The organism is Lysinibacillus sp. NPDC093190 (genome assembly GCF_050280425.1).
Classification (GTDB): domain Bacteria; phylum Bacillota; class Bacilli; order Bacillales_A; family Planococcaceae; genus Lysinibacillus.
On record NZ_JBNNVG010000008.1, the window covers coordinates 70,118 to 95,508 of the forward strand.

The following is a 25,391-nucleotide window of genomic DNA, read 5'->3' on the forward strand; positions in this document are numbered from 1 at the left end:
AAGAAGTTAAATATCATCATCTATATCATTTACAATATCATAGATTAAAATGCCTTTTCAACTAGTTTATGGTACTTGAATGAACAGTTACTACTATGTTTATATTAAAAACTATTTCAAAATTAGTGATTTATATCTAATATATCCCTTTAACAACAGCTATTAATTTGAAATTAAAAAGATATAAGGTCCTATAAAAAGGACTTAAAAGCGTATATTTATAATTTATAGTTAAATTTATCTCATAAACAATATTTCTGTAAATTATAAGAGATTAATCAATTTGTCCTAATACTATTAGCAAAAATTCAATACTAATATACAAACATTACCATTTTAGAAAAATAACTACTCATTTTTACACTAGGAAACATTGAGAATTAATCATTTTTGTATATTTTACCCAACTTTTGTCTCACCGCCAAAAGCCGGAGATGACATTTGTTAATACGTATTTTATTGATTGGTACAGGATCAGAGATAAACCCCCTGTCCCTAAACAGATTATCGTTCGATCCTGAAAGCACCCTAGTTGGAACGGAAATAATATCTACTCCATGTTGATGAACAAGCCATTTTTCCATGTTAATTTTTAGCAGCATAAAATTCCCTCTATTCTCAGCTTCATCGTTTTGATATAAATAAAGTATTATAGTTAATCTTAAACGTTAAATAACAATAATTTAACAATTCATAGAGGTTCCAACCTATTACATTCAGCCCGATGGTAATAGGTTGGTCCTAGCTATAAAATTTTTTATGTACTTTGGAGGAAATAATTTGAAGACCAATCGTTTTTATCACATCGCAATGGCATCAGCACTAGCAACAAGTGCTATTGTAATTGCCCCACAAGCAAATGCTGCATCGGTGTTCCCCGACATAAATGCGTCAACTGAGGAAGGCAAAGCTGTTATTAACTTAGCCCAACGTGGAATTATATCAGGCTACCCAGATGGCACATTTAAACCCGCGAATTCAATTACTCGTACACAAGCTGCGAAAATTTTAGCTGGTATTTTAAAGCTAGATACGGTCCATGTAAAAAATCCTAATTTTAAGGATATAAAACCTGGCGATGCAAATTATGGTGCGATTGCTGCTTTAGCAAATGCGGGGATTATTAGCGGATCCAATGGCTATTTCTACCCAACTAAAAATATTACACGTGGACAAATGTCAAAAATGATTGTGAAAAGTTTTCATTTACCAATTACAAACGGTATTGACAGTCCTTTCGATGATGTCAATGAAGGCAGTGAATACGAACCATATATAAAAACGCTATTTGCCAACAGCATCACAAAAGGTACAACCCCTACTACCTTTGGACCACAAAACAATGTAAAACGCTCCCAGTTAGCACTTTTTGTTGTTCGTGCTGAAAAAGCTCAAGGCAACGCTACAGTTTTTGCTAGTCAATTTAAGCAAGACTATATCTTTGCTTCTTATGGCGGCATTAAGCCTGCAGAGGATATCTTTACATGGGGTGAAGATGAAGAAGATTATATGATGGAGTCCATTACAATTAAGCCGCTAAAAGAAGGCACAGGAAAATTAGTTATTACGGGCTTTAAGGAAGATTCCGAAGAATTTATGGATTTCTTTTACTTAGTACATGTGAAAAACGTAAATGGAAAGCTACAAACAACACTTGAAAAAGTGAAAGAAGAGGATTATGTAGAAGACTTATCGCTCAACCTAATGGAAAGTGATTTAAAATTTGTCCCTACAGGGGTAAGTATTCAAACTGCGGATGGTCAAGCCTTATCTCCTAATTTATATAGTTTTAAATCAACGAATAATTCAGCTACACTTTCTATCTTTAAAAATGGGCAATATATTCTGACTTTCACTAATGGTACTCAACAACAAACGATGGCTGCTGATGTTGATACGTATGATTTCGTGCGTAGTATTGATTTGTATCAAGTTACAGATGAGTTAACGTTTTCGAGTAGTGATCTATCGTTCGAGCCAACACAAGTTGCCTTGGAAAAATTTAATTCTGAACTAGCAGCTGTGAAAGCTTTAATAAAAGAAAAGAAAGTAAATGTTACACCATTAGCAGAAGGTCCCGCAATTTTACATATAACAGGTAAAAATGGTGAAACTGCTTACCTGTATATTGAATTTCTAAAAATCGCTAATACATGGGTTGCTCGTTACGATTTTATGGATGATCCAGAAGAATATTAAATAAGTAAAAATGCCAGAAGATCAATGTCAATGATCTTCTGGCATTTTTTCTTGATCAGCACTTGTTCTAAACTGAAATTCAGGCGTTCTCTCAAGCTGTTCGATAAATTTTTTAGTCTTAAAACGAATCCCTGTTTGCTCCTCATAAATTGTAGTAATTATTTTTTTTATAAAATATTTTGTTTCCTTTTTCAATTCTAATTTCCCAATCTGGTCAATCGGAACTGTAAAGAACATTCGGATAAGCTTAAGCTGGGTCGGTGTTAATCGAATGATATAAGGATCATGCTGATAACAACGATGACACAAAAAACCTCCCTGTGTAAAAGAAAACGCAAATTCACCGTCTACTGCACCACAAGCAGCACAAGCATGTAATATAGGTTGCACACCTGTATAGGGTAGCATTTTCCATTCTACGAACAATGTAATGGCCTCCGGGTCATAACCTTCCTCAATTGCTTGTAATGCTTGAAGGAGCACATCAAATGCAAGTGGCTCAGGTTTCCCCTCTTCTACTACACGCTCGACAAGTTCCATTATATAACTTGCATAGGCTGTTGCCATTATATCCTCGCGAATATGACGCATAGAATTGAGGTGCTCACCTTGTTGCAATGTCCCCATACCAGTATGATGCTGTACCATAAACATGCCATACGTGAATGGCTGTGTCACAGATGCTAATCTACTAGAAGGCTTCTTCGCTCCTCGAGCCATCGTGGCAACCTTTCCTGCTTCTCTCGTTAGTAATGTTACAATTTTATTTGATTCTCCGTAGGCACGCACCTTTAGGACAATTCCTTCCCATTTATGAAGCATCGATCCCCCTCCTTTCTACAAGCTTCGCAATCAATTATACCTCGGCATAATTGTGTGACATCCGCTGGAGGCTTTGGGCCAGCATGATGTTGGTCACTCAGCCGTGTGTTGTTGCTGTCGCTTCGCTTTCGCACAGATAAAACCGTGTTGCTGTCGCTTCGCTTTCGCACAGATAAAACCGTGTTGCTGTCGCTTCGCTTTCGCACAGATACATTGCCACAGGACGTGGCGATCTTAGACTGAGTTCCTCTATTTCAGCGGGTTTCCAAACACCTGTACCTACCGCTATGCTTTCGGTACAAAAAACACCTGTACCTGCCGCTACGCTTTCGGTACAAAAGACATCTGTACCTGCCGCTACGCTTTCGGTACAAAAGACATCTGCTGAAAGAAGTGAAAATAGAGCTCTCCAATAAATTATTGGACAGCTCCATTTAAAACTACAGCGACAAATAGGATGTTGTAAAGTTGCTTCGTCATTATATCCTATTAATATTCATCATCACGGAAACCGAAGTCACGTAAATGTGTTGATTTATTTCGCCAATCCTTTTGTACCTTTACCCAAAGCTCTAAATACACTTTTGAACCAAGAAGCATTTCAATATCTTTTCTTGCACGTATCCCTACTTCTTTCAATAGCGCTCCACGTTTACCAATGACAATCCCTTTTTGAGAATCTCTTTCCACGATAATCGTTGCTGCTACACGAATTTTACCTTCATTTTCTTCATCACGGCGAATTTTATCAATAACAACAGCAATGGAATGAGGTATTTCTTCACGCGTTAAATGTAATACTTTTTCACGAATTAACTCTGAAATAATAAAACGCTCAGGATGATCTGTTACTTGATCAGCTGGATAATATTGTGGACCCTCTGGTAAATACTTCGTTAATGTTGTTAATAAATTTTCTACATTATTCCCTTGCAACGCTGAAATCGGAACTATTTCCGCAAAGTCATAACGCTCTTTGTAGCTTTCAATAATTCCTATTAATTCATCAGGATGAATTTGATCGATTTTATTAATCACTAGGAAGACAGGCGTTGGATTACCCGCCAGCATTTCAAGGATGAATTCGTCACCCTTTCCAAGTTTCTGCTCTGCATTTACCATGAACATAATAACATCCACTTCACGCAATGTATTTTTAGAAACCTTTAGCATAAAATCCCCTAGCTTATGTTTCGGCTTGTGGATTCCTGGTGTATCAATAAAAATCATTTGGCTATCATTTGTTGTTAGTACACCTTGTACTTTATTTCGTGTTGTTTGTGGTTTATCACTCATAATCGCAATTTTTTGACCAATGACACGGTTTAAAAATGTTGATTTCCCTACATTTGGTCGACCGATTATGGAGATAAAACCTGACTTATAGCCATTGTTATTTTCCAGCATTCTCTAAATCCTCCGTTGTAAATGCAAACGGTAGTAATTCGCCTACAGACGTTACCGTGACATCACCTTTTAAGTTTGTTAAATATACAGGCATAGATGGTTTGCAAAATTCCATCATCACTTGACGGCAAGCTCCGCATGGCGCACATGGTCCATCCGTATCAGCTACAATAGCGATCGCCTCAAAATCATAAATACCTTCTGACACGGCTTTGAAAAAGGCTGTACGTTCAGCACAATTGGTCATACTATAGCCAGCATTTTCAATATTGCAGCCATGAATAACCTCTCCATTTTTCGTTAAAATCGCAGCGCCAACTTTAAATTTTGAATAAGGTACATAAGCCTTTTCACGCGCTTTTTTTGATTCCTCTAGTAATGCATGCATATCAATTGTCATCAATGTTCTCCTCTACATCATCAATTTCGCCTCGGATAATTGCCGGTGTTGCTTTCTCCAGCACAACTGCTACTATTTCATGACCGAATAATTTTAGTAATATCAAAACCACTTCGGTATAAATATGAGTAATCCGATTATAGCACTGAATATCGCAAATACAAGTACTGCGCCTGCTGCTAGATCTTTAGCCTGCTTAGCAAGTGGATGGATGTTAGGTGAAGCTAAATCCACTACTCGTTCAATTGCAGTATTAATCATTTCAAGTACTAACATTAGTGCTATTAATAGCAACACAATATACCATTCTATATGTGATAAATCCGTAAAATAGCCAGCAATCAAAACTATTCCTGCACTTAGCAAGTGAGACTTGAAATTTTGCTCAGTACAGGCTGTAATGATACCTTTAAAGGCATACCCAAAAGAGCGTACGAATTTGCGAACATTCATTTATTCTCGTCCTAAGCCGAAAGATTGTAAAATCTCATCCTGCTTACCGAACATCACCTTTTCATCTTCTGGCTCCATATGATCATAGCCAAGTAGATGTAAGAAACCATGAACCGCTAAAAAGCCTAATTCTCGCTCAAATGTATGCCCATATTCCTCAGCTTGTTCTTTTGTACGATCCGTTGAAATAATAATATCTCCTAAGACACGAGGCATCCCTTCAAATGTTACTTCCATTTCTCCCTCACCTAATTCCTCTAGGGCAAACGAGATAACATCTGTCGGTTGATCCTTGTCACGATATTCTCGGTTTATTTCTTGAATCGCTTCATTTGTAACAAACGTCACTGACACTTCTGTTTCCGGCTCAATATTCTCTTGTTTCGCAGCATGCTGTAAAAGCTTTTCAACAAGCTCCATATGCTCAGCAGCCACTTCATTTGTTTCATCTGTAAAATCAATTGTTAAAATCATAGATCCTCCTACTTATCTGCCTTTGGATATTCAATTCGTGAGTGGAAAATTCCATTCAACGTTTCACAAAGTACTCGCTCTATACATTTTAACTCTTTTATTGAAATATCGCATTCATCAAATTGATTGTCTTGTACTCGATCATCAATAATTGCTCGTACCAACTTTTGAATTTTCTCTGCATTCGGTTCCTTCATCGATCGAACCGCTGCCTCAACGCTATCTGCAACGCTAATAACTGCCGCTTCCTTCGTTTGTGGCTTCGGACCTGGATATCTGTACTTTGTATCATCTAAACATTTTCCTTCTTCCTTCGCTTTAAAGTAGAAGAATTTCAATAGACTGGATCCGTGATGCTGCAAGGCAATATCGATAATTTCCTGTGGCATCTTATAACGTTTTAGCATTTCAGCCCCGTCAGTTGTATGCGCGATTATAATTTCCGCGCTTTTTTCTGGGGACAATGAATCATGTGGGTTAATACCAGACATTTGATTCTCGATGAAAAAGGCAGGACGCTTCGTTTTGCCAATATCATGATAATAGCATCCTACACGAGCCAGTAATCCATCCGCTCCAATTTCCTCACATGCTGCCTCTGCTAAGTTCGCCACCATTACACTATGATGATATGTTCCCGGAGCCTCCATTAGTAATTTTTTCAGCAATGGATGGTTTGGGTTCGATAATTCAATTAAACGCAACGACGACAATAAACTAAAGGCAGATTCAAAGAATGGTAAAAGACCCATTGTAAGAGCACCTGATAATAGAGCCGATATCATTGCTGCTGTAAAGTAAAACACCAACTCTGACATGCCATAGGAAGATTGTGTCATCAATAAATAAAATGCGATAAACGACATATTTACTAGCCCTATGACACCTACAGCATGTAGAATATGTGAACGCTTTTCTACACTGCCCAAAAAGAATAAGCTCGCAAAGCCTCCAAAAATTATATACAGAGTAATTTCCATCTGCATAACAGATGAATAACCCTCTTGAAAAATAACACCCGCAGATGCCGCTGTCATAACCGTAATAAGAACCGCAGCACGATCATCCGCTAATAACCGTACAAGCATTGTTGCCAAAGCTGTTGGGAAAAGGAAAGCAACCGTAACATCGAAGCCACCTGAGACTAGGCTTATAAATTTCATCAGCAGGATGGATAAACTATAAACAATTACTGTAACCAACAAGGCATTACGTTTCTTGTGCTCATCTGTATTCCAACGTTCAAATAAAACAAACATAAACGTCATTTCTAGAAGGATTAGAATAATCAGCCCTGCAATCGGTTTCATCGATGCCTTATTACTCACCATACCTAGAAGCTCTAATTGACGAAACGCCTCATTATCAATAATTTGACCTTCCTGTACGATGATTTGACCTTGAAGAATTCGAGTTGGTTCAACCGATTCCTTCGCTTGTTCCTTTCGAATTTTCGTTTGTTCTTCGTTTATCGTCTCATTTTCGATAATACTCGTACGTCCAATTAAAACTACCGTATTAAATATTTTATCTGGATAGCCTCGTTGTCCACGAATTTTTGTCTCAAAATCATTTTGACCCGCAAACACATTTTCTGATCGAATGGATTTTTGCAAATATTCCTGCACAGATTTTGATAGTTGCGTACTCGTTCTTTTTAAATCTGCTTCACTTTGTACTAACAAACCCTCTAGCTGTGAATCAGTAAAAATAATTGGCATTTGATCTGAATCTATTGATTCAAACTTTTTGCGGAGCTGCGCCACTTGGTCAGCAACCGGAACAGGTTCTTTGCTACTCTCAACATCCGCCTTTACGTCAAGAACATAATCAAATAAAGAGGTTACAATCGCAGCTCGCTGTTTAGCAACATCCGCAGAAAATTGATAGACTGGTTCAACCGCATTTGTTGCTTTTTCTCGTTCCTGTTGTGTTTTATAAGTATCTTCTATCGTTTTAGTAGATCGTACTGTTTCAGGCGCTAGTTGTAATGGTTTAAAATCATATGTAACACCTTTAACATTGCCATACATAAAAGCAAATTGTAGGGCTCCTGTTAAGATGAGAACGACAATTAAAAAGTAGCGGAAGCCAATCAGTTCTGTAAATTTTTTTAATTGTTTCTCCATCTGGCACCTCCTCTATCTATCTACTATCATACCAATTCAAAAAACATTTTTCCCGAAAAATGTATAAGAAAGCAAAAAAACAGCTATACAATTTGTATAGCTGTCACAAATTTTCCCATTTTCCAACCATTTTCATGTTTGTTAAATTTTATATCAGGCACATTACTCTCGGTGCAGACTTCTAAAAACCGTTGCACCTGATGCTTCGCTTTCGGTGCAGACTTTTTAAACCCGTTGCACCTGACGCTTCGCTTTCGGTGCAGACTTTAATATGACCGCTAAGCGGTCATATTAAAGTTGCTGTTCTTCGTAGGCTTTGATGATTTTTGCTACGATTGGGTGGCGTACTACATCGCCTTGTTCTAAAATTTGGAAATGTATTGATTTCACATACTTTAGTGTACGTTCTGCTACGATTAATCCAGATTCCGTATTTTTGGGTAGGTCAATTTGTGTTTTATCGCCTGTAATGACCATTTTTGAGCCAAAGCCTAGTCGCGTTAAAAACATCTTCATTTGTTGATGTGACGTATTTTGAGCTTCATCTAAAATGACAAAGGCATCGTCTAATGTACGGCCACGCATATATGCTAAAGGTGCAATTTCGATTGTGCCTCGTTCAATAAGTCTTTGAGTTTGTTCTGACCCGTATATATCGTTTAAAGCGTCATAAAGAGGGCGTAAATATGGATCTACCTTTTCCTTCAAATCCCCCGGAAGAAAGCCTAGAGACTCGCCTGCCTCTACTGCAGGGCGTGTTAAAATAATACGCTTAACGTGCCCGTTTTTTAGAGCCTGTGTTGCCATGACTACCGCTAAATACGTTTTCCCAGTACCAGCTGGTCCGATACCAAAAACAACGTCTTTATGACGGATTGCTTGTATGTATTCTCGTTGACCAATTGTTTTTGCACGAATAGGCTTTCCTTTCGTCGTGCGAGCTATTTCTTCATCATAAAGTTCTGCAAAATATTCAATCGTTCCTTTTTGTGTCATTTCAATAGCTGTTGCAACATCACGCTGATCAATATTAATTCCTTTACGAATGACCTTTAAAAGAGCATGTAAAAGGAATGTCGCTTGTTCCTTTGCATCCTCTTCACCAGCAAGCTGAATTTGTTCACCACGTGTAATGATATGGACGTGTAGAGCCTCTTCGATTAATTTCATATTTGCATCGGAAATTCCGAGTAGCATAACCGCTTCGTTTGGATTATCCACTTGTAATACAGTTAAATGTTCTGACATAATCATTCTCCTTGTGGGCCTTGTATTGGACTGGCTATGTTTTCATTGACTAAAAATAGAACTTTCCCTTCAACTGTACCATTCCCCCACTTTACCTGTAAAAGGTTTTCTTTTTTTATAACCGTTTTCGCAGGTAATGAACGTAGTACCTTTTCATGAAGCAATGGTATAAGCAATGAATCTATTTTAGATTCATCAAGCTCTACTTGCATTTTTTTAGTGTACTGCTCCTCAACAATTGAAACATATGGATCGAGCCAATTAGGTAAATCTTTCTTTTGCACATAGTCAACTTTTTCTTTTTCTTGATGAATGCCTTTCACTAATACACGCCACTGCTTCTGTTGTAGCGTTTCCATCGTTAGCTTTCTCGGAATTTTAAATGAACATTCGAGCCAATAATCAGCGTATACCTCTCCCTTTGCCCCAACAAAGACTTGATCTTCACCACTTTCAATTACGCCACTTACGAGAACATCACCTTCATAAGCAGTATCGTTGACTGAAATTTTCCGTTCACCCTTTTGAATATTAAAGTGAGTAATAACACCACTTTTTGTTGCCACTAAATGTGTCGCTAATTTTTCATTCGTTTGTTTTGTTTGTTTCGGGGACTCCTGCGGTCGTAAAGTTACACGTCCACCATGCTTTTCAATATGCACCCATGAAAGATCTCGATGCCCTTCTAATAACTTCTGTCGAATGACAGCATCTGAGGGTAAAGTTTTTTTAGAAATGGGTGTTTCTAGTTGAAATGTATCTTGAAAGGTCTTTCCTAGACGTTCCTCTAACTCTGGCGTTGCCGCTTCAATATTAATACGCCAAATCACCTGTGCACATAGCAATGGTATTAATATCATCAACGATAGACCAAGCAACGTCCAAAGCTGTGCTCGAAAAACTTGAAGTTCATCAGCATAATAGACAGCCATTTTAAGTCGGTAACGTCTTCGTACACTGCGGATTTTCGGTAGATAGTGCATAGTCGTTTCAAAGGCAACCTCTTGCTCACGAAAGACAACACGCTTTAATGGCACATGTTGTGCATGCAATGCTTGAATAAAAGGATGAACATTTTCATGGCGCTTTATACGTATGATAATTGGCCGATTATTCCACATTATCGCTCACACCCATATCCTTTGTCATTTTCATATGAAGCTCCTGTAAATCCTCTACAGAAAGATGAAGCATTTCTTCTTTAAGAGCATTAATTTCCACTGATTTTCCACGCACAGTAATATGGTAATCTGCATAGATAAAAGAGCATGATGAAGCATCGGCATGTAGAAAACGATATGGCCCAATGATTTTTAATGTTTCATATTGTAATAATTCAAGTAGTGGCGTTAATTGAAATAGTTTTCTCATAAAAAAATGCCTCCTTCTTCGGCAATATATGCATCGAAAAAGGAGGACATGCTAGTTATTTTCTTTTTGCTTTTGGAGGACCTAAAACTTCTGCCATTACAACAGCCTGCATTAATGATTTTTTTGATCTTGGTACTTGAAAAGCCGATTGTGATTCAGCTACTCCCACAACTTTTTTCCCAGCTGCTAAACGACCGATACTTTCTCTATTCGTAGTACGACTCACTTTCTCAGTTGGGACTAACGGTGGTGCTACATAGCTTTGTACTTCTTTATTTACTGTATCTTCGACAATTTTTTTCGGTTCTTCAACTTTAGGCCGTTCATTTTTCCATTCGCCTATAAATTCACGTGCAAAATCCTCAAAGCTCTGAGGCTTAGAAGTAGGACGTTGCTGTGGAGTCATCTCTGCTTTTTCGTTAACAGGAGGCTCTACTTGTGAATCCTTATTAAAAGGTGGCATAGGTTTTTGTTCTTTCTTTTTTGATTTACCGAAAATAGAGCTGACTATGGCAATTATCGCTAATATAATTAATTGTTCCATTTATTAGTACCGCTCCTTTCAGTTTTTTTATTCATTAGGTTCATTTTTTTCTGATTTATCTGAGCTTACTTTGGAAATGGAGTCTCGCATAGCTGTATCTGCTTGAATGTTGCGGTAGTTCATGTAATCCATAATACCAAGATTACCCGAACGTAGCGCTTCTGCCATTGCCTGTGGTACTTCTGCTTCTGCTTCTACTACTTTTGCCTTCATCTCTTGTACGCGTGCAATCATTTCTTGCTCGTTCGCTACAGCCATTGCACGACGTTCTTCAGCTTTCGCTTGGGCAATGTTTTTATCAGCTTGCGCTTGTTCAATTTGTAATTCAGCACCGATATTTTTGCCGATATCAACGTCTGCAATATCAATCGATAAGATTTCAAATGCTGTCCCAGAATCTAAGCCCTTTGCTAATACAGTTTGAGAAATCATATCAGGATTTTCAAGAACTGTCGTATGACTAGTGGCGCTACCAATTGTAGAAACGATCCCCTCACCCACACGGGCAATAACCGTTTCTTCACCAGCACCACCGACTAAACGTTCGATGTTAGCGCGCACTGTAATACGTGCCTTCGCTTTTACTTCAATCCCGTTCATAGCAACACCTGCAATAAATGGTGTTTCAATGACTTTCGGGTTAACAGACATTTGTACAGCTTCTAATACGTCACGACCCGCTAAATCAATGGCCGCACAACGTTCAAATGTTAACTCGATATTTGCACGATGAGCTGCGATTAACGCATTGACAACTCGGTCAACATTACCACCTGCTAAATAGTGACTTTCAAGTTGATTAATCGTCACAGGTAACCCTGCTTTATGTGCTTTAATTAATGGGTTCACAATTCGTGATGGAATTACACGACGTAAACGCATACCGATTAATGTAAAAATACTAACGCGGACACCTGCAGCGAGTGCAGAAATCCACAGCGCCACTGGTACAAAGGTAAAGAATACCGCGACAACAATGAATAATAAGACTAGCCCTACAATTGGGCCTATTAAAGCTAAATCAAATCCCATTTGCTATTCCTCCAAATCTTTTTCTGTTTGTCTCACGACAATACGTGAGCCCTCTACTTTAATAACTTCTACATGTTTCCCAGCATCAACATAGCCACCTTCCGATACTACATCAATGCGTTCACTACCAAATAGCATTGTACCTGCCGGACGAAGTGGTGTAATCGCTGTACCCACTTTTCCAACCAACTCTGTGCGATTCACGTTAGATACATAGCCCTCTTCCGTCGTTGTCGCATCCATCAAGACTAGCTTGTTTAAAACATGCAATTTTTTACCGAAAAATTTCATAAGGATCACCATTCCTATTATCGCTACAACAAGCGCAATGAAAATCGCTATAATCATTTGCATCATGTTTGCACCTGCCAGTATTAGACTTAGTAATATTAGCACACCACCGAAAATACCAACAATACCTCCGGGGACAAAAAATTCCGCTACAACAAGCGCTAAACCTACAATAAATAAAAGTAATGCTTCATAACCTGCCAAGCCCGCCACCATATGACCGAAGAAAAATAATCCAAGTGCTGACAATCCCATTATACCTGGTACACCAAAACCTGGCGAATATAGCTCAACTACAAGTCCCAAGCTTGCAATCGACAATAAAATCGGAACGATAATCGGATTCGTAATAAAACGAGCAAGTTTTTCAGCAAAAGTAGGTTCAACTGGAACGATATCACTACCATTTAGTTGCGTAGCTTTTAAAAGATCCTGGAAATTCGAAACCGTTCCATTAGAATAACCAACTTTTTCTGCCTCAGAAGCAGATAAAGTTAATAAATTTCCTTTTCCTGCTCGAAATTTTGGTAAATCAACAGATGCATCAGCCATTGCTCGTGCATATATTGGCTTGCGGTTTTTCGATTCTGCAGCTGCCTCCATTTGAGCAACCCATGCACTATGAGCCTTTAAGTCTGCGGCATTTCCTGCTGAGTCAATAACTGCAGCAGCCCCGATCGTTCCATTTGGCACCATATAGATTTCTTTCGCATGTAAGGCTAAAAAGGCACCTGCAGAATGCGCGTCTTTGTTAATATACGCAATCGTACGGATATCTGTTGCATCCATAAGCATAGCAATATCACCTGCTGCATTCACGAAACCACCAGGCGTATGAATGTCTAAAATAATCGCCTCTGCATAGTTTTCTTCCGCCTCTTTAAAAGCTCGTTCTAAAAATGCGTGAAGTCCTCGTTCTACTTCATTATGAATAGGTATGTGGTAGACCTTACTACTTGCAAAAGCAGACGTTAATGGAAACGCTAACAATAATGTCATCCAAATAACTAATAAATAGCTGAGGATTCTTCGTCTCCGCACCTTTTTCCCTCCCTTCTAGCATGCTTCTCTCCTGTATATACGACTGACTATGCGAAAAGTTTCATAAATCCTAATAATTTTATTATACAGTGAATTTTTAATATGTGGTGCTTTAATAATCGTATATAGTTTATACAATCAGTATATAACATAAAAGCCGAATGAATCTCAGGGATCACATTCGGCTTTTCCAATATGTACGTAAAGTTGAGAGCTTAAAGTAAAATACCTGAAATTAATCGACATTCGATTAATTCCAGGTATATCTTTGTCTGCTCAGTGAATCATACAATTGCGTGTTATGAACGTAGGGATTTTTAATGGGAAATTAAATTACCACTTACGTTTACGTGCAGCTTCTGATTTCTTTTTACGTTTTACGCTAGGTTTTTCGTAGAACTCGCGCTTTCTAACTTCTTGAATTGTACCACTTTTTGATACAGTACGTTTGAAGCGGCGAAGAGCATCTTCAAGCGATTCGTTTTTGCGAACGACAGTTTTTGACATCTCTCTTTCCCTCCCTCCGAACACACGTCAATACACAAATAGGCAAATAACCAACTGCTGTGTACTAAAGAATTATAACGTATTGTCTAAAAATGGTCAATAGAAAGTGTACGAATAAATCTGATGAATTTTTGGTTTTATTACCTTAAGAATTTTCAACCTATTTTTGGACAACAATAAACAAACATAGTTTTTAACTTTAGATTCATGAGGAGAATAAAATGAAAACATTTAATAATAAATTAAATCCTCCAAAAATACTTGTATTGGGCTTTGCTGTCATCATTTTAGTCGGAGCATTTTTGTTAACACTCCCCATTGCAACCGCCGATGGTATTGGCCTTTCATTTTTAGATGCTTTATTTACTGCTACCTCTGCTACCTGTGTAACTGGACTGGTTGTTGTAGATACTGGTACTACATTTTCGATATTTGGAGAATTAGTTATTCTTTTTCTTATTCAAATTGGCGGATTAGGTTTTATGACATTCGCGACGTTATTATTTTTGCTTTTAGGAAAAAAGATTTCTTTAAAAGAAAGGCTTTTGTTAAAGGAGGCATTTAATAACGTTACAATTGCTGGTCTAGTTAAATTAGTTAAAAGAATACTGTTATTTACAGGACTAATCGAACTTATAGGTGGCTTAATTTTATCTATTCGATTTTCGTTCGATATGGCTGTAGGTAAAGCCTTTTATTTCGGCTTTTTCCATGCCATATCGAATTTTAATAATGCCGGATTTGATTTAATGGGGGACTTTAAGAGCTTAACAGTGTACGTGGACGATCCTTTCGTAGTATTAACTATTTGTGCACTTATTACGATTGGGGGCTTAGGGTTTATTGTTATCAATGAACTATATGAATACAGAGGAACGAAACGACTGTCAGTGCATACAAAAGTTGTATTAACTACAACGTTTATTTTAACAGTTGGCTCGACGCTTTTAATTTTCTTCTTTGAATACGGAAATAGTAAAACTATTGCATCGCTATCTGAATCGGGTAAAATTCTTGGTCCATTATACCAAGCTGTTACATCAAGAACTGCTGGTTCTAATACCCTTCCTATTGGTGATTTAACACATTCAACACTATTTTTAATAATTTGGCTAATGTTCATCGGAGCGGGTTCTGGATCAACTGCTGGAGGTATTAAAATAACAACTTTCGCAATTTTAATTGCTACGATGTGGTCTCAACTAAAAGGGAAAGAAGATGTTGTGCTTTTTAGACGTAGAATTGTACATGAAACGATTTTAAAAGCTTTAACTGTCACAATGTGTGGAATGATGATTGTCGTACTTGTTACCATTATCTTAAGTATTATTGAACAACGTCATAGTTTTATGATGTATTTATTTGAGGCTACCTCTGCATTCAGCACCACTGGGCTTTCAATGGGGCTAACACCTGAGCTATCAAGTGGTGGCCGTCTTCTTATCATATTAACAATGTTCGTAGGGAGATTGGGCCCCTTAACAATTGCTTTTGCCATCACAAAACGTCGGAAAACAGAAGCTTTCCGTCATCCAAAAGGAAATATTATGATTGGTTGAGACTCCTCCCCTAAGTTACTAATGTCAGTAGGATTCCTGAGTAACTAAGCGTTCGCAGTCCATTTCTAAAGACTTTTACTTGTCTATACATGGAGTATAACACCCTTTCAGACAATTGAGATAGCAAAAGCTACCTCTTGTCTGACCCACTTTCATCCCATGTCTAAAGACAGGTTACACCCTGCATGGGCTTTCTCGTTCGGAAAATCTGTAACCATGATAAAGGAGCAAAGAGTACAAATGACTATCAAACAATATGCTGTCATCGGTCTAGGTAGGTTTGGAGTAAGCGTAGCCCGCAAATTGTATGAAGCTGGGCATGAAGTTTTAGGAATTGATATAAATGAGGAAAGAGTCGAAGATGCCGAACCTTATGTTACACACGCTGTAGTTGCTGATACGACAGAAGAAAAAGCACTTAACTCCATAGGGATAAGAAATTTCGATAGTGTCATTGTCGCTATCGGTATAGATATGCAATCAAGTATTTTAACTGTCTCATTATTAAAGGAGCTAGGTATCAAAAAAATAATTGCAAAGGCCCTTGGAAAAAGACATGGACAAGTTTTAGACAAAGTTGGTGCCGATTGGATTATTTACCCTGAGCGCGATATGGGGGAGCGAGTAGCCAATCAGCTACTTTCACCTAATATGCTAAATTATATTGAATTGTCAAAAGAATACAGTATAGAAGAAATTATGATTCCTTCTAAAATGGCTGGCCAAAATTTACGGGATTTAGACATTCGAGCGAAATATAATGTCAGTGTTATTGCCATAGTTCGAGATGGTAATATAACCATCTTACCCTCTCCAGATCAGATTATTGAAGAAAGAAATATATTAGTTATGATTGGCCATAGAAAGGATCTTACTGTATTTTCAAATGTTGAATAGAAAAAGGATTAAAATCAATTATGCCTCGGCATAATTGCGTCCGGAATCGGCTTTGTGCTTAGGCCTGCAGATGTTTTTTGTGCGAAAGCGCAGTGCGGCAGCAACAGATGCTTTTTGTGCGAAAGCGCAGTGCGGCAGCAACAGATGCTTTTTGTGCGAAAGCGCAGTGCGGCAGCAACAGATGTTTTTTGCGCGAAAGCGTAGCGGCAGCAACAGATGTTTTTTGTGCGAAAGCGTAGCGGCAGCGGCACAGATGCAGGTCAGTTAGCCGTTATCGCACGGATGCGATGATTTTAGGCTAACATCCTTTATTGAACTCCTTTCCGATTTCCGTGACATCCTCCGAAGGCATTACCTTCTTTCAGCGGATGTCTTTTGTACCGAAAGCGTAGCGACAGGTACAGATGTTTGTATACCCGCTGAAAGAAGGTAAAATAGGCTGCATCAAAAGGTATTTTCCCTTGAAACAGCCTGCTACTTTTTTATCAATTACACCTGGGCATAATTTCGTCTGGAATCGGCTTTGTGCTTGCCAAAGTACTCAGTCGTGTGTTGTTGTTGCTGACGCTTCGCTTTCGCACAGATAAAACCCTATTGCTGCCGCTTCACTTTCGCTACAGAAAATAATTGCTGAAAGAAGTTAAAAGATTTTCTGACTATCCCTATCGTCTTTTAAAATCTCTACAGCCTCTCTGAAACGTAAAGAATGAACGATTTCTCGTTCGCGTAAAAATTTCAAGCTATCATTCAAATCAGTGTCATCTGATAAATCAATAATCCACTGATACGTCGCTCGTGCTTTTTCTTCGGCTGCAATATCCTCATACAAATCAGCAATCGGATCCCCTTTAGCCTGAATATAAGTTGCCGTAAACGGTGATCCAGCTGCATTCTGATAAAATAATGCCCTGTCATGATTGGCATAATGTTCTCCAAGACCTGCTTCTTTAAGCATCTCTGGAGTGGCATCCTTCGTAAGTTTATAAACCATCGTGGCAATCATTTCTAAGTGAGAAAATTCCTCTGTAGCTATATCTGTTAACAAACCAACCACTTTATCAGGAATAGTATAGCGCTGATTCATATATCGAAGAGCTGCTGCTAATTCTCCATCTGCACCACCATACTGCTCAATTAAATACTTTGCTAGCATTGGGTTACACGTACTCACCCTTACTGGATACTGGAGCTTCTTTTCGTAATACCACAAACAAATTCCTCCTAGTTACTCATAATCAATTATGCCGAGACATAATTGCTTCCAGAACGCTACATAAACATTTGTAGCTGTCGCTACCAAAAACATTCGCTGAAAGAAGTTAGACTTGCCATGGCCAAGGTGTATCTACCCAATTAAAAGGATAATTTGAATAACTTCTCCCAAAATTCATAAGCGGACCAAATTTTTGCTCAAATTCAACCTTAAGTCGCATACTTATTTCAGTGTTTTCATTAAATTGCTGAATAGCATCATAATCGTGAGGATGAGTATCTAAATAAAGATTTAATTCCACTATTACAAAATCAATGGCTTGTATTTCTTCAAGTAGCTTATAAAATTCGGGTGGCATCTCTTTACTCATTCTTTCCCCCTCCTTTTTGAGGATTTGGATAGGGGCTAAATAATTGAGGCCATAATGTGCCAGATCTGAGAGCTTCTCTAGGGGTTTGATATTGTGGTAGCCCAGGCGGTTGAAAACCTATATATAATTGAGGCGGTGTAGAAAAACTTTTAACCCTTATAGGTGGACATGGATCATATGGGCTAATAAAAGGCTTCCAATATTTATATTGCGTAAACATTGTATCCTCCCTTCTGTAATAATTACATCAGTGGAGTATATGAGGTAGATTAAATTATTATTCAAACTAGTGTTATGATCTGGGAAGTCACTAACTAGTTGGAAGCTGTTAATGTCTTGCTCAAACTAAAAGCAAACGATCGCACGTCGTATGTAATAACTCCCTTAACAAGATCGGTGCGAAAACAAAATACAGCTCGCATTTTGAAAAACGCGAGCTGTATTTTGTACCTATTATGCATTTTAGTTCTTAAAGAAAAATTTATCCGAAATATTCATATAGTTACACCTACAAAATATCCTATAGAAATAAAAATAATTACCCACGTCAAAGCTCCAAAACAAGCGAAAGCAAGATAAGTCCTAAACTTCATCTGGGTTATTCCAGACATGTAACTTGTTACATGTCTAATACCTGGAACATAATATCCTATAATTATTGTCCATGGTCCAAATCGATGAAACCAGCGTTCAACTTTAGTAAACCGTTTATCATTTAGACCAATCCATTTTCCATATTTTAATATTATGGGTTTCCCTAATTTATTTCCAATTAAATAGCTAATGATCATACCAGTAGTTGAGCCAAGAAAGCTTAAAAGTACACTCAATAGAAAACTTAAATGCCCCTCTTGGCACATAAATCCCACAAACGTCATCAAGATCTCATCGGGAACGGGTAAGCCAATTATCCCTAAAGATAATAGTAAAAATATAGCAAGATATCCATATTGACTTATAAAACTGCTTATGAATTCCACGGATAATTTCTCCTTTTTTAGTACAATTCGTTACCTTTATCATCAAACATCATATATTTCTCCATTTTTTGCTAAAGAATTAAAACCCTTGAATGATTATTAATAACGGAGAGGCAATTTAGATTTAATAATAGTAATAACGGATGATCGACCCATTAATTCTACGCATTCAATCTTTCTATGTTATCGATGTTACTAGGTTATGTAAGAATTTGGTTCGTATCTATACAATGTTCTTATAAAGAAAAAATTAATCAGTCCAATAATCAATTTAGCACTTTTTAAATAGTATAGATATTATATTTATAAAACCATAAAGATTATAAAATTCCTCCCTATCATTTTTGCAATTACTCTCCATAATACATCAACTACTATGAGTTAAAAAGAGGGATATTTGTGGATGAAACAATTACTAAATCAATTGGTTATAATTTTTGATATAAATCATCACTAATTAAGGGAATTTATCAACTTGCTCAAATTTTAACTTCTTTCAGTAGATGCCACGGAAATCGGATAGGAATTCTTTGTGCATGCACAAGGACCGATTCCGAACGCAATTATGCCGAGGCATAATGGATTGTTGAGGGATTTCAATTGTGGGAATTAAAGAAGTAACGACACACGTATTGTACAATAAAAAATTGTAAACATGTACATGGGGCTAGTCCATATTGAACAGCCCCGCATAATATTTACTTTAAGTATTTTTTATTACTATTAATAATTAGAATCAGCAATTAATCCATTCATAATAGCAACACCAGAGCTTGCTCCAATACGAGTGGCTCCAGCCTCAACCATCTTTTTCATATCCTCTAAGCTTCGTACACCGCCAGAAGCTTTTACACCTAAGTCTGGGCCTACTGTTTTACGCATTAAGGCAATATCTTCTGCTGTCGCGCCTCCTGTAGAAAAACCTGTTGATGTTTTCACATAGTCAGTACCTGCTGCCACAGCTAGCTCACATGCTTTTACTTTTTCTTCATCAGTTAGAAGGCAAGATTCAATAATTACTTTTACAAGCGCGCTGCCTTTTGCTGCTTCAACAACTGCAGCAATATCTGCTTGCACTAGGTCATAGTTTTTATCCTTTAATGCACCGATATTGATAACCATGTCTACCTCTTTTGCACCGTTAGCAATCGCATCTTTCGCTTCAAACGCTTTAACAGCTGGCGTGTTAGCACCTAAAGGGAAACCGATTACAGTACAAACTAAAACATCTGAGCCTTGTAAAAGCTCACTGCTATATTTCACCCAAGTTGGATTTACACAAACAGAAGCAAAGTTAAATTGTTTTGCCTCTGCACACAGTTTTTCGATTTGCTCTTTTGTAGCTTCAGCCTTTAATAACGTGTGATCAATCATACGTGCGAAATTTTGTCCCATTTTTATTAGACTCTCCTTCTATCAACAAGTTGTACGTACCTCTTAGGCATCATAACATTTTTTCACGTTGCCGTCTAATTTCTTTCTAAAGGTAGTTGAATTCTAAAACCATTAGCTGATTGTAGAAAACCAGCTGGAAGTACAAGTTTTATCATTAAAATTGATCTATGTTTCTCAATGGGAACTTTATGTTTTTTATCTGCACCTAATTTTCTTTTGGCAGTTCATATAGGTGTGGGCCGAAAAAAACAAGTGTACTCGTAGGAAAAATACATACTATAAAAATATAGTAAAACACCGTCCAAAGTTTGAACGGTGTTTCTATTCATAGTTATTCTATTTTTATTTTACAGTTTCTAAAACACGAACAAATTGTCCTTTAGAATGAGGATATCCAGCTTGAGAAATTTTCACCTTCACAAGCTGACCGATTAGGCTTTCAGGACCTTCAAAGACTACTTTTAAGTAATTATCAGTATAACCCGTTAAAAGCCCTTCCTCATCGCTTCCATCATGCACGAATTCTTCAGGAATTACCTCTAGTACTTGATCTTCAAAGCGAGAAGCATATTCCTTTGCCAATTGGTCATTTAATGCGATTAACCGGTGAACACGTTCGTTTTTAATGTCCTCGACAATTTGATCCTCCATGCGCGCAGCTGGTGTGCCTGTACGTGGAGAGAACGGGAATACGTGTAATTCAGAAAACTTATGATCACGAATAAAGTTATATGTTTCCATGAACTCTTCCTCGGTTTCTCCTGGGAAACCAACGATTACGTCAGAAGTGACAGCCAAGTCTGGTAAAGCTTCATGTAGTTTAGTTAAGCGTTCACCGAAGAACTCCATTGTATACTTACGACGCATACGTTTTAAAACTGTGTCAGAGCCAGATTGGATTGGAATGTGTAAGTGGTTGACAACGATATTTGATTCACGTAAAACTTCAATCACTTCATCTGTTAATTGACTTGCCTCAATTGAAGAAATACGAAGACGTTTTAAGCCTTTCACATTCACCTCTAAATCACGTAGTAGCTGAGCTAAGTTGTAATCTTTTAAGTCTTGTCCATAGCCACCTGTATGAATACCAGTTAGAACAATTTCAAGATACCCCGCATCCACTAGTTGTTGTGCTTGGCTCAATACTTCTTGAGGATCACGAGAGCGCATTAACCCACGTGCCCATGGAATAATACAAAACGTACAGAAGTTATTACAGCCTTCTTGTATTTTTAAAGATGCGCGTGTACGGTCTGTAAATGCAGGCACATCTAATTCTTCATAAACACGATTTTTCATAATGTTGCGTACAGCATTAATTGGTTGGCGTTCAGTAAGATATTGGTCTATGTAGCCAAGTAATTTTGTACGATCCTGTGTTCCTACAACAATGTCAACACCAGGAATCGCCATAATTTCAGCTGGAGATGTTTGAGCGTAACATCCTGTTACACAAATGACAGCGTCTGGGTTTTGACGAATAGCTCGACGGATAACTTGACGTGATTTTTTATCCCCTGTATTTGTTACAGTACATGTATTAATGACATAAACGTCTGCTTGACGATCAAACTCCGTACGATCATAGCCTTCTTCTTTAAATAGCTGCCAAATTGCTTCTGTTTCATAATGATTTACTTTACAACCTAGAGTATGGAAACTCACGATTTTCGGTCGCTCGTTACTCATAATATATATCATCCTTTCAAGAGTACACTACAATAAATAAAATTATTAACGTGTCTTATAATAGCACAAATAAAGATAATGAGCCTAGCTTTTTGGCTAAGCTTATTTTTTGAATAAAAAAACAGGCACCATAGTATTGAGTACCTGCTTGTTAATAGGCTGTTCCACTAAAACCAAAAACAGCTATTTTATCCTTCTTGCTCCATTTATTTTAATTAACACCTGCTATTCCCCTCATCATTTTACAACCCTCTAGCTCCTCCCAAAAACCCTCGAAAGAAATCAATTCCTTTGGTTATAAAATTGTAAAAAGGCAGTCGAAAATTAGATTCAACCTAACTTTCAACTGCCTACTCAAATATCGGATTTTTATCAGTGCCTAATTAATATTACGTGGTTAATTTTTCGATTACATTTTTTTGCAGTAAACTGCCTTTTTTCTTTGTTCTGCTCCTCTAAAAACTAGAGATTATCAAGGACTAGTAGGAGGAGTAAGTCCGAAAAGATTAGGAGTTATTACATTAGTGCCAGCTCCAAGGCGGACTTGTTGAACTTGCAGTACTTTTACAGTAAGCTCTAGCACGATTTTTTCACGTAATGTGCTGAAAGTGCCTTCTGGTGCTGCCATTTTTGGTGAGAAATCAAGTTCAAAGAAGTTTGCAGCTACTAACTCGCCAAATGGTTGTTCATTGTATTTAACGAGATTTTGGAAGAAAGCCTTATCCAATCGAGCATCCATTTGCGTTTTATCATTAAGGAAGTTCGCTTCGGCAAACTCGGAAATTCCTAAGATTGGAGTAGGGCCTCCAGGTGTTTGTGGGAAAGTTAGGTCTGTAAAACCAGAAAACGGAACATCGGCAATTCTATCACGAAGCGCCCCATTACATGCTGATGAAGCATATTCTATATTTTTGCGAATATGTCCCGCTACAAATAACTTAGCTCTTGTTACCGCAAAAAAGTCAGTGTTGTCAACACGTGTAAAAGCAACCGGTACTAATTTAACTTGATTTAAGAATACATTTTTTTTCACTCTTTTGATTTCAGTCGCTGCAGGAGTGAGCGTAATATCCGACTCCACAACGATTTGAAGTGTTGGTTCTGAAAGTACAACTGGAACTTTAATAGTTGGAGCCGTAACCGGTGTAGCGACTACTGGGGTAGTAGCACTAGTTAATGGCATTTGTTCAGTTGATGCCACTGGACAAGGTTCGACTTTACTAACGTGATTAACTTGATTATCTAATTGATCACTCAAAATGTTCCCTCTTTTCATTTTTTTTATGAGAATACTCATATCGCTAGAATATGTAGGGAATTAATCCATACATGGACATATACACTAGTTTTTTTAAAAAGAGTTTTTTGAGCAGAGATAAAAGTTCAAGTATCCTTTAGATTTTTGGCACTCGAATTTTCTGTGCTTGTAGCAAATGAATGATTATTTCTAATACTATGTTTTGACACATTTGATTTGAATGAATTAATGACTCATTTTGTGCAGGTACTGCATTCCCAATGTGAGAGGCTGTATATTCAATACTCTGATGAATATAACCTTCAATAAATAAATTCCCCCTCAATGTTGAACATGTCCCATTACCTAATGATTGAGAAAACTGCGTAGGAGCGAAACTACAATTGGTTAATACTACCTCATTCGAGATATCTTTAACTCCCACAATTCCTTTTTCAAATACGATATTCTCTTCAAGGCATATTTCTATTTTATATTCCCCTACTACAACTGGAGCTCTAATGTGCATAAAGTCATCGAAACTGTAAGAGTGATAATTGGTTTCTCCTTTTTTAAGTGATTGTGTGTTATGTAAGGGAACTACAACTGATTTAGACGGACTACTCTTCTGATTATTTTTATCATAAGTATCAGTTTTCATTAAAAATATAATTTCATTAATTTTTGAATGAACCAACCGACAATCAGGTTGTTCAGGATAATCCGTTGTAGTACTAAATAGCTTGGTTTTAAATTGCGGAGAAAGATGATTGTCTGGATCAAGAAAATCAAATGTATTTTTAACAACCTCACCACAGATAGGAGCATGAAGAAAATCAGCAATTTCCACGTGAGTAGAAATTAGAATTTTTTGGGTTCTAGAATATATTTCTCCTTGAACTGATTTAGTAGATGCACTATCATGACCTGCGGGATTGGTTTTCTCCATCTCTTCTGTATCAATAGTACTCCTAATTTTATCCTCCTTGTCGGATTCAGAAGGACTTAAAAATTCACGATTAGAGTCTAGCTGAGATATAAAATCTTGTTCTTCCACAGGAATGATTTTGTCTGCCTCTTCTATATCAAGCGGATCATTTATTTCATCCTCAACATCGATTTCAGAAGGAATAAATAACTCACAATTGGAATCTAGACGCGCTACAAATTCCCGTTCCTCTACAGGATTGGTTTTATCCGACTCTTCTATATCAAGAAGATCATTCATTTCATCCTCAACATCAATTTCAGGAGGAATGAGTAACTCATAATCGGAATCTAAATGCTCTGTGAGTTCCTGTTCCGCTATAGGATTGATTTCCTCCGCTTCTTCTATATCAAAGAGAATATTCATTTCATCCTCAGCATCAATTTCAGAAGAAGTGAGTAACTCATGATCAGAATCTAAATGCTCTGTAAGTTCCCGTTCCTCTACAGGATTGGTTTTATCCGACTCTTCTATATCAAGAAGTTCATTCATTTCATCCTCAACATCAATTTCAGGAGGAATGAGTAACTCATAATCGGAACCTAAATGCTCTATGAGTTCCTGTTCCGCTATAGGATTGATTTCCTCCGCTTCTTCTATATCATGGAGAACATTCATTACATCCTCAACATCAATTTCAGGAGGAATGAGTAACTCGTGATTAGAATCTAGATGCGTTGCAAGTTCCTGTTCCTCTACAAGGCTGTTGGTTTCATCTTCTTTTTCTATATCAAGGGGATTATTTACAAAATCAGAATGTGGAGAATTTAAAATTTCAAATGTAGATTTTTTTTGAGACGCATGATCTATTTTTTTTCTGGATTTAGTTTGATAATTAATATTGATGAAAACTTTTTGCTTGGAACTTATTTCCTTCATCTCTCTATAGTTAATCCATGGAGTTTTCATTAGTTCACTCCCAAATAATGTTTTAACAAAAAAAGTGCAACAGTTAATCCGCAAAACTCCTACGAATTTTTCTAGCCAAGACGTCTTTTTGGGCGATTTATTTTTTTATGATAAGATTTTATGAGTTCTTCTTTCTTTCAGAGGGTGTTTAGGAAACTGCTAAAAGTAGTTAAACGACATCATTATATTTTGATCTAAGTGTTGCACTTATAATTACAATCCATTTTATGCTT

The 25,391-nt window shown here is 37.3% G+C and carries 24 protein-coding genes; 3 read left to right on the forward strand and 21 right to left on the reverse strand.

The window, feature by feature from the left end:
* The first annotated feature begins 780 nt into the window (after positions 1–780).
* On the forward strand, positions 781–2,199 hold the full coding sequence (locus ACQKOF_RS08730; RefSeq protein WP_427555562.1) for an S-layer homology domain-containing protein: 1,419 nt from the start codon (positions 781–783) through the stop codon (positions 2,197–2,199).
* A 27-nt stretch (positions 2,200–2,226) separates the two neighbouring features.
* Here ACQKOF_RS08730 and recO read toward each other — a convergent pair whose 3' ends face one another.
* From recO to rpsU, 13 genes are all read right to left on the reverse strand, one after another.
* Positions 2,227–3,021, reverse strand: coding sequence for a DNA repair protein RecO (recO, locus tag ACQKOF_RS08735; RefSeq protein WP_427555565.1), 795 nt, complete (start codon positions 3,019–3,021; stop codon positions 2,227–2,229).
* Positions 3,022–3,510: 489 nt separating this feature from the next.
* Positions 3,511–4,428, reverse strand: coding sequence for a GTPase Era (gene era / locus ACQKOF_RS08740; protein WP_370042126.1), 918 nt, complete (start codon positions 4,426–4,428; stop codon positions 3,511–3,513).
* Positions 4,415–4,828: a cytidine deaminase gene (locus tag ACQKOF_RS08745; protein ID WP_142509859.1), complete on the reverse strand. Its 414-nt coding sequence runs from the start codon at positions 4,826–4,828 to the stop codon at positions 4,415–4,417. Before ACQKOF_RS08745 ends, era begins: the two co-directional genes overlap by 14 nt.
* Positions 4,829–4,930: 102 nt before the next feature.
* A complete protein-coding gene (locus tag ACQKOF_RS08750) occupies positions 4,931–5,281 on the reverse strand; it encodes a diacylglycerol kinase family protein (RefSeq protein ID WP_132356822.1) in 351 nt (116 codons plus the stop codon).
* Complete coding sequence (gene ybeY, locus ACQKOF_RS08755; RefSeq protein WP_370042121.1) at positions 5,282–5,755, reverse strand: rRNA maturation RNase YbeY; 474 nt, start codon at positions 5,753–5,755, stop codon at positions 5,282–5,284.
* Positions 5,756–5,763: 8 nt separating this feature from the next.
* A complete protein-coding gene (locus ACQKOF_RS08760) occupies positions 5,764–7,884 on the reverse strand; it encodes an HD family phosphohydrolase (protein WP_427555568.1) in 2,121 nt (706 codons plus the stop codon).
* A gap of 291 nt (positions 7,885–8,175) precedes the next feature.
* Entirely contained in the window at positions 8,176–9,132 is a 957-nt protein-coding gene (locus tag ACQKOF_RS08765) for a PhoH family protein (protein WP_053484657.1), read from the reverse strand.
* A 2-nt stretch (positions 9,133–9,134) separates the two neighbouring features.
* Positions 9,135–10,253, reverse strand: coding sequence for a sporulation protein YqfD (locus ACQKOF_RS08770; protein WP_427555572.1), 1,119 nt, complete (start codon positions 10,251–10,253; stop codon positions 9,135–9,137).
* Complete coding sequence (locus ACQKOF_RS08775; RefSeq protein ID WP_285400199.1) at positions 10,243–10,503, reverse strand: hypothetical protein; 261 nt, start codon at positions 10,501–10,503, stop codon at positions 10,243–10,245. Before ACQKOF_RS08775 ends, ACQKOF_RS08770 begins: the two co-directional genes overlap by 11 nt.
* Before the next feature lie 55 nt (positions 10,504–10,558).
* Positions 10,559–11,047, reverse strand: coding sequence for a hypothetical protein (locus tag ACQKOF_RS08780; RefSeq protein ID WP_427555575.1), 489 nt, complete (start codon positions 11,045–11,047; stop codon positions 10,559–10,561).
* Positions 11,048–11,074: 27 nt separating this feature from the next.
* On the reverse strand, positions 11,075–12,079 hold the full coding sequence (floA, locus tag ACQKOF_RS08785; protein ID WP_427555577.1) for a flotillin-like protein FloA: 1,005 nt from the start codon (positions 12,077–12,079) through the stop codon (positions 11,075–11,077).
* A gap of 3 nt (positions 12,080–12,082) precedes the next feature.
* On the reverse strand, positions 12,083–13,411 hold the full coding sequence (locus tag ACQKOF_RS08790) for an NfeD family protein (protein ID WP_427555580.1): 1,329 nt from the start codon (positions 13,409–13,411) through the stop codon (positions 12,083–12,085).
* Between the two features lie 333 nt (positions 13,412–13,744).
* A complete protein-coding gene (gene rpsU / locus ACQKOF_RS08795; protein ID WP_004227078.1) occupies positions 13,745–13,918 on the reverse strand; it encodes a 30S ribosomal protein S21 in 174 nt (57 codons plus the stop codon).
* Between the two features lie 221 nt (positions 13,919–14,139).
* Between rpsU and ACQKOF_RS08800 the strand changes: the two genes are divergently transcribed.
* Both ACQKOF_RS08800 and ACQKOF_RS08805 read left to right on the forward strand, forming a co-directional pair.
* Positions 14,140–15,477 (forward strand): TrkH family potassium uptake protein, encoded by a 1,338-nt coding sequence (locus tag ACQKOF_RS08800; RefSeq protein WP_427555582.1) that lies wholly within the window; start codon positions 14,140–14,142, stop codon positions 15,475–15,477.
* A 240-nt stretch (positions 15,478–15,717) separates the two neighbouring features.
* Positions 15,718–16,374: a potassium channel family protein gene (locus ACQKOF_RS08805; RefSeq protein ID WP_427555585.1), complete on the forward strand. Its 657-nt coding sequence runs from the start codon at positions 15,718–15,720 to the stop codon at positions 16,372–16,374.
* 640 nt (positions 16,375–17,014) lie between these two features.
* Here the strand turns inward: ACQKOF_RS08805 and ACQKOF_RS08810 are convergent.
* The 8 genes from ACQKOF_RS08810 to ACQKOF_RS08845 form a co-directional block, all read right to left on the reverse strand.
* Positions 17,015–17,584: a manganese catalase family protein gene (locus ACQKOF_RS08810; protein ID WP_370042103.1), complete on the reverse strand. Its 570-nt coding sequence runs from the start codon at positions 17,582–17,584 to the stop codon at positions 17,015–17,017.
* Positions 17,585–17,693: 109 nt separating this feature from the next.
* Entirely contained in the window at positions 17,694–17,957 is a 264-nt protein-coding gene (locus ACQKOF_RS08815; protein WP_134018446.1) for a spore coat protein CotJB, read from the reverse strand.
* Positions 17,950–18,177 carry a spore coat associated protein CotJA gene (locus tag ACQKOF_RS08820; RefSeq protein ID WP_427555589.1) on the reverse strand — a complete coding sequence of 76 codons (228 nt, stop codon included), beginning with the start codon at positions 18,175–18,177 and terminating at the stop codon, positions 17,950–17,952. Before ACQKOF_RS08820 ends, ACQKOF_RS08815 begins: the two co-directional genes overlap by 8 nt.
* 274 nt (positions 18,178–18,451) lie before the next feature.
* Positions 18,452–18,937, reverse strand: a complete 486-nt coding sequence (locus tag ACQKOF_RS08825; protein ID WP_370042099.1) for a DedA family protein — start codon at positions 18,935–18,937, stop codon at positions 18,452–18,454.
* Between the two features lie 723 nt (positions 18,938–19,660).
* Positions 19,661–20,332 (reverse strand): deoxyribose-phosphate aldolase, encoded by a 672-nt coding sequence (gene deoC, locus ACQKOF_RS08830; RefSeq protein ID WP_427555591.1) that lies wholly within the window; start codon positions 20,330–20,332, stop codon positions 19,661–19,663.
* Positions 20,333–20,674: 342 nt separating this feature from the next.
* On the reverse strand, positions 20,675–22,024 hold the full coding sequence (gene mtaB / locus ACQKOF_RS08835) for a tRNA (N(6)-L-threonylcarbamoyladenosine(37)-C(2))-methylthiotransferase MtaB (RefSeq protein ID WP_427555594.1): 1,350 nt from the start codon (positions 22,022–22,024) through the stop codon (positions 20,675–20,677).
* Between the two features lie 472 nt (positions 22,025–22,496).
* Positions 22,497–23,282: a CsxC family protein gene (locus ACQKOF_RS08840; protein ID WP_427555597.1), complete on the reverse strand. Its 786-nt coding sequence runs from the start codon at positions 23,280–23,282 to the stop codon at positions 22,497–22,499.
* Positions 23,283–23,418: 136 nt separating this feature from the next.
* Positions 23,419–25,158 carry a BC_2427 family protein gene (locus tag ACQKOF_RS08845; protein ID WP_427555600.1) on the reverse strand — a complete coding sequence of 580 codons (1,740 nt, stop codon included), beginning with the start codon at positions 25,156–25,158 and terminating at the stop codon, positions 23,419–23,421.
* Positions 25,159–25,391 lie beyond the last annotated feature (233 nt).

Excerpts from the sequence above, each read along its gene's own strand:
- recO (WP_427555565.1), bottom strand. The coding sequence starts at position 3,021 with ATGCTTCATAAATGGGAAGGAATTGTCCTAAAGGTGCGTGCCTACGGA.
- era (WP_370042126.1), bottom strand. The coding sequence starts at position 4,428 with ATGCTGGAAAATAACAATGGCTATAAGTCAGGTTTTATCTCCATAATC.
- ACQKOF_RS08745 (WP_142509859.1), bottom strand. The coding sequence starts at position 4,828 with ATGACAATTGATATGCATGCATTACTAGAGGAATCAAAAAAAGCGCGT.
- ACQKOF_RS08750 (WP_132356822.1), bottom strand. The coding sequence starts at position 5,281 with ATGAATGTTCGCAAATTCGTACGCTCTTTTGGGTATGCCTTTAAAGGT.
- ybeY (WP_370042121.1), bottom strand. The coding sequence starts at position 5,755 with ATGATTTTAACAATTGATTTTACAGATGAAACAAATGAAGTGGCTGCT.
- ACQKOF_RS08760 (WP_427555568.1), bottom strand. The coding sequence starts at position 7,884 with ATGGAGAAACAATTAAAAAAATTTACAGAACTGATTGGCTTCCGCTAC.
- ACQKOF_RS08765 (WP_053484657.1), bottom strand. The coding sequence starts at position 9,132 with ATGTCAGAACATTTAACTGTATTACAAGTGGATAATCCAAACGAAGCG.
- ACQKOF_RS08770 (WP_427555572.1), bottom strand. The coding sequence starts at position 10,253 with ATGTGGAATAATCGGCCAATTATCATACGTATAAAGCGCCATGAAAAT.
- ACQKOF_RS08775 (WP_285400199.1), bottom strand. The coding sequence starts at position 10,503 with ATGAGAAAACTATTTCAATTAACGCCACTACTTGAATTATTACAATAT.
- ACQKOF_RS08780 (WP_427555575.1), bottom strand. The coding sequence starts at position 11,047 with ATGGAACAATTAATTATATTAGCGATAATTGCCATAGTCAGCTCTATT.
- floA (WP_427555577.1), bottom strand. The coding sequence starts at position 12,079 with ATGGGATTTGATTTAGCTTTAATAGGCCCAATTGTAGGGCTAGTCTTA.
- rpsU (WP_004227078.1), bottom strand. The coding sequence starts at position 13,918 with ATGTCAAAAACTGTCGTTCGCAAAAACGAATCGCTTGAAGATGCTCTT.
- ACQKOF_RS08800 (WP_427555582.1), top strand. The coding sequence starts at position 14,140 with ATGAAAACATTTAATAATAAATTAAATCCTCCAAAAATACTTGTATTG.
- ACQKOF_RS08805 (WP_427555585.1), top strand. The coding sequence starts at position 15,718 with ATGACTATCAAACAATATGCTGTCATCGGTCTAGGTAGGTTTGGAGTA.
- ACQKOF_RS08815 (WP_134018446.1), bottom strand. The coding sequence starts at position 17,957 with ATGAGTAAAGAGATGCCACCCGAATTTTATAAGCTACTTGAAGAAATA.
- ACQKOF_RS08820 (WP_427555589.1), bottom strand. The coding sequence starts at position 18,177 with ATGTTTACGCAATATAAATATTGGAAGCCTTTTATTAGCCCATATGAT.
- deoC (WP_427555591.1), bottom strand. The coding sequence starts at position 20,332 with ATGGGACAAAATTTCGCACGTATGATTGATCACACGTTATTAAAGGCT.
- mtaB (WP_427555594.1), bottom strand. The coding sequence starts at position 22,024 with ATGAGTAACGAGCGACCGAAAATCGTGAGTTTCCATACTCTAGGTTGT.
- ACQKOF_RS08845 (WP_427555600.1), bottom strand. The coding sequence starts at position 25,158 with ATGAAAACTCCATGGATTAACTATAGAGAGATGAAGGAAATAAGTTCC.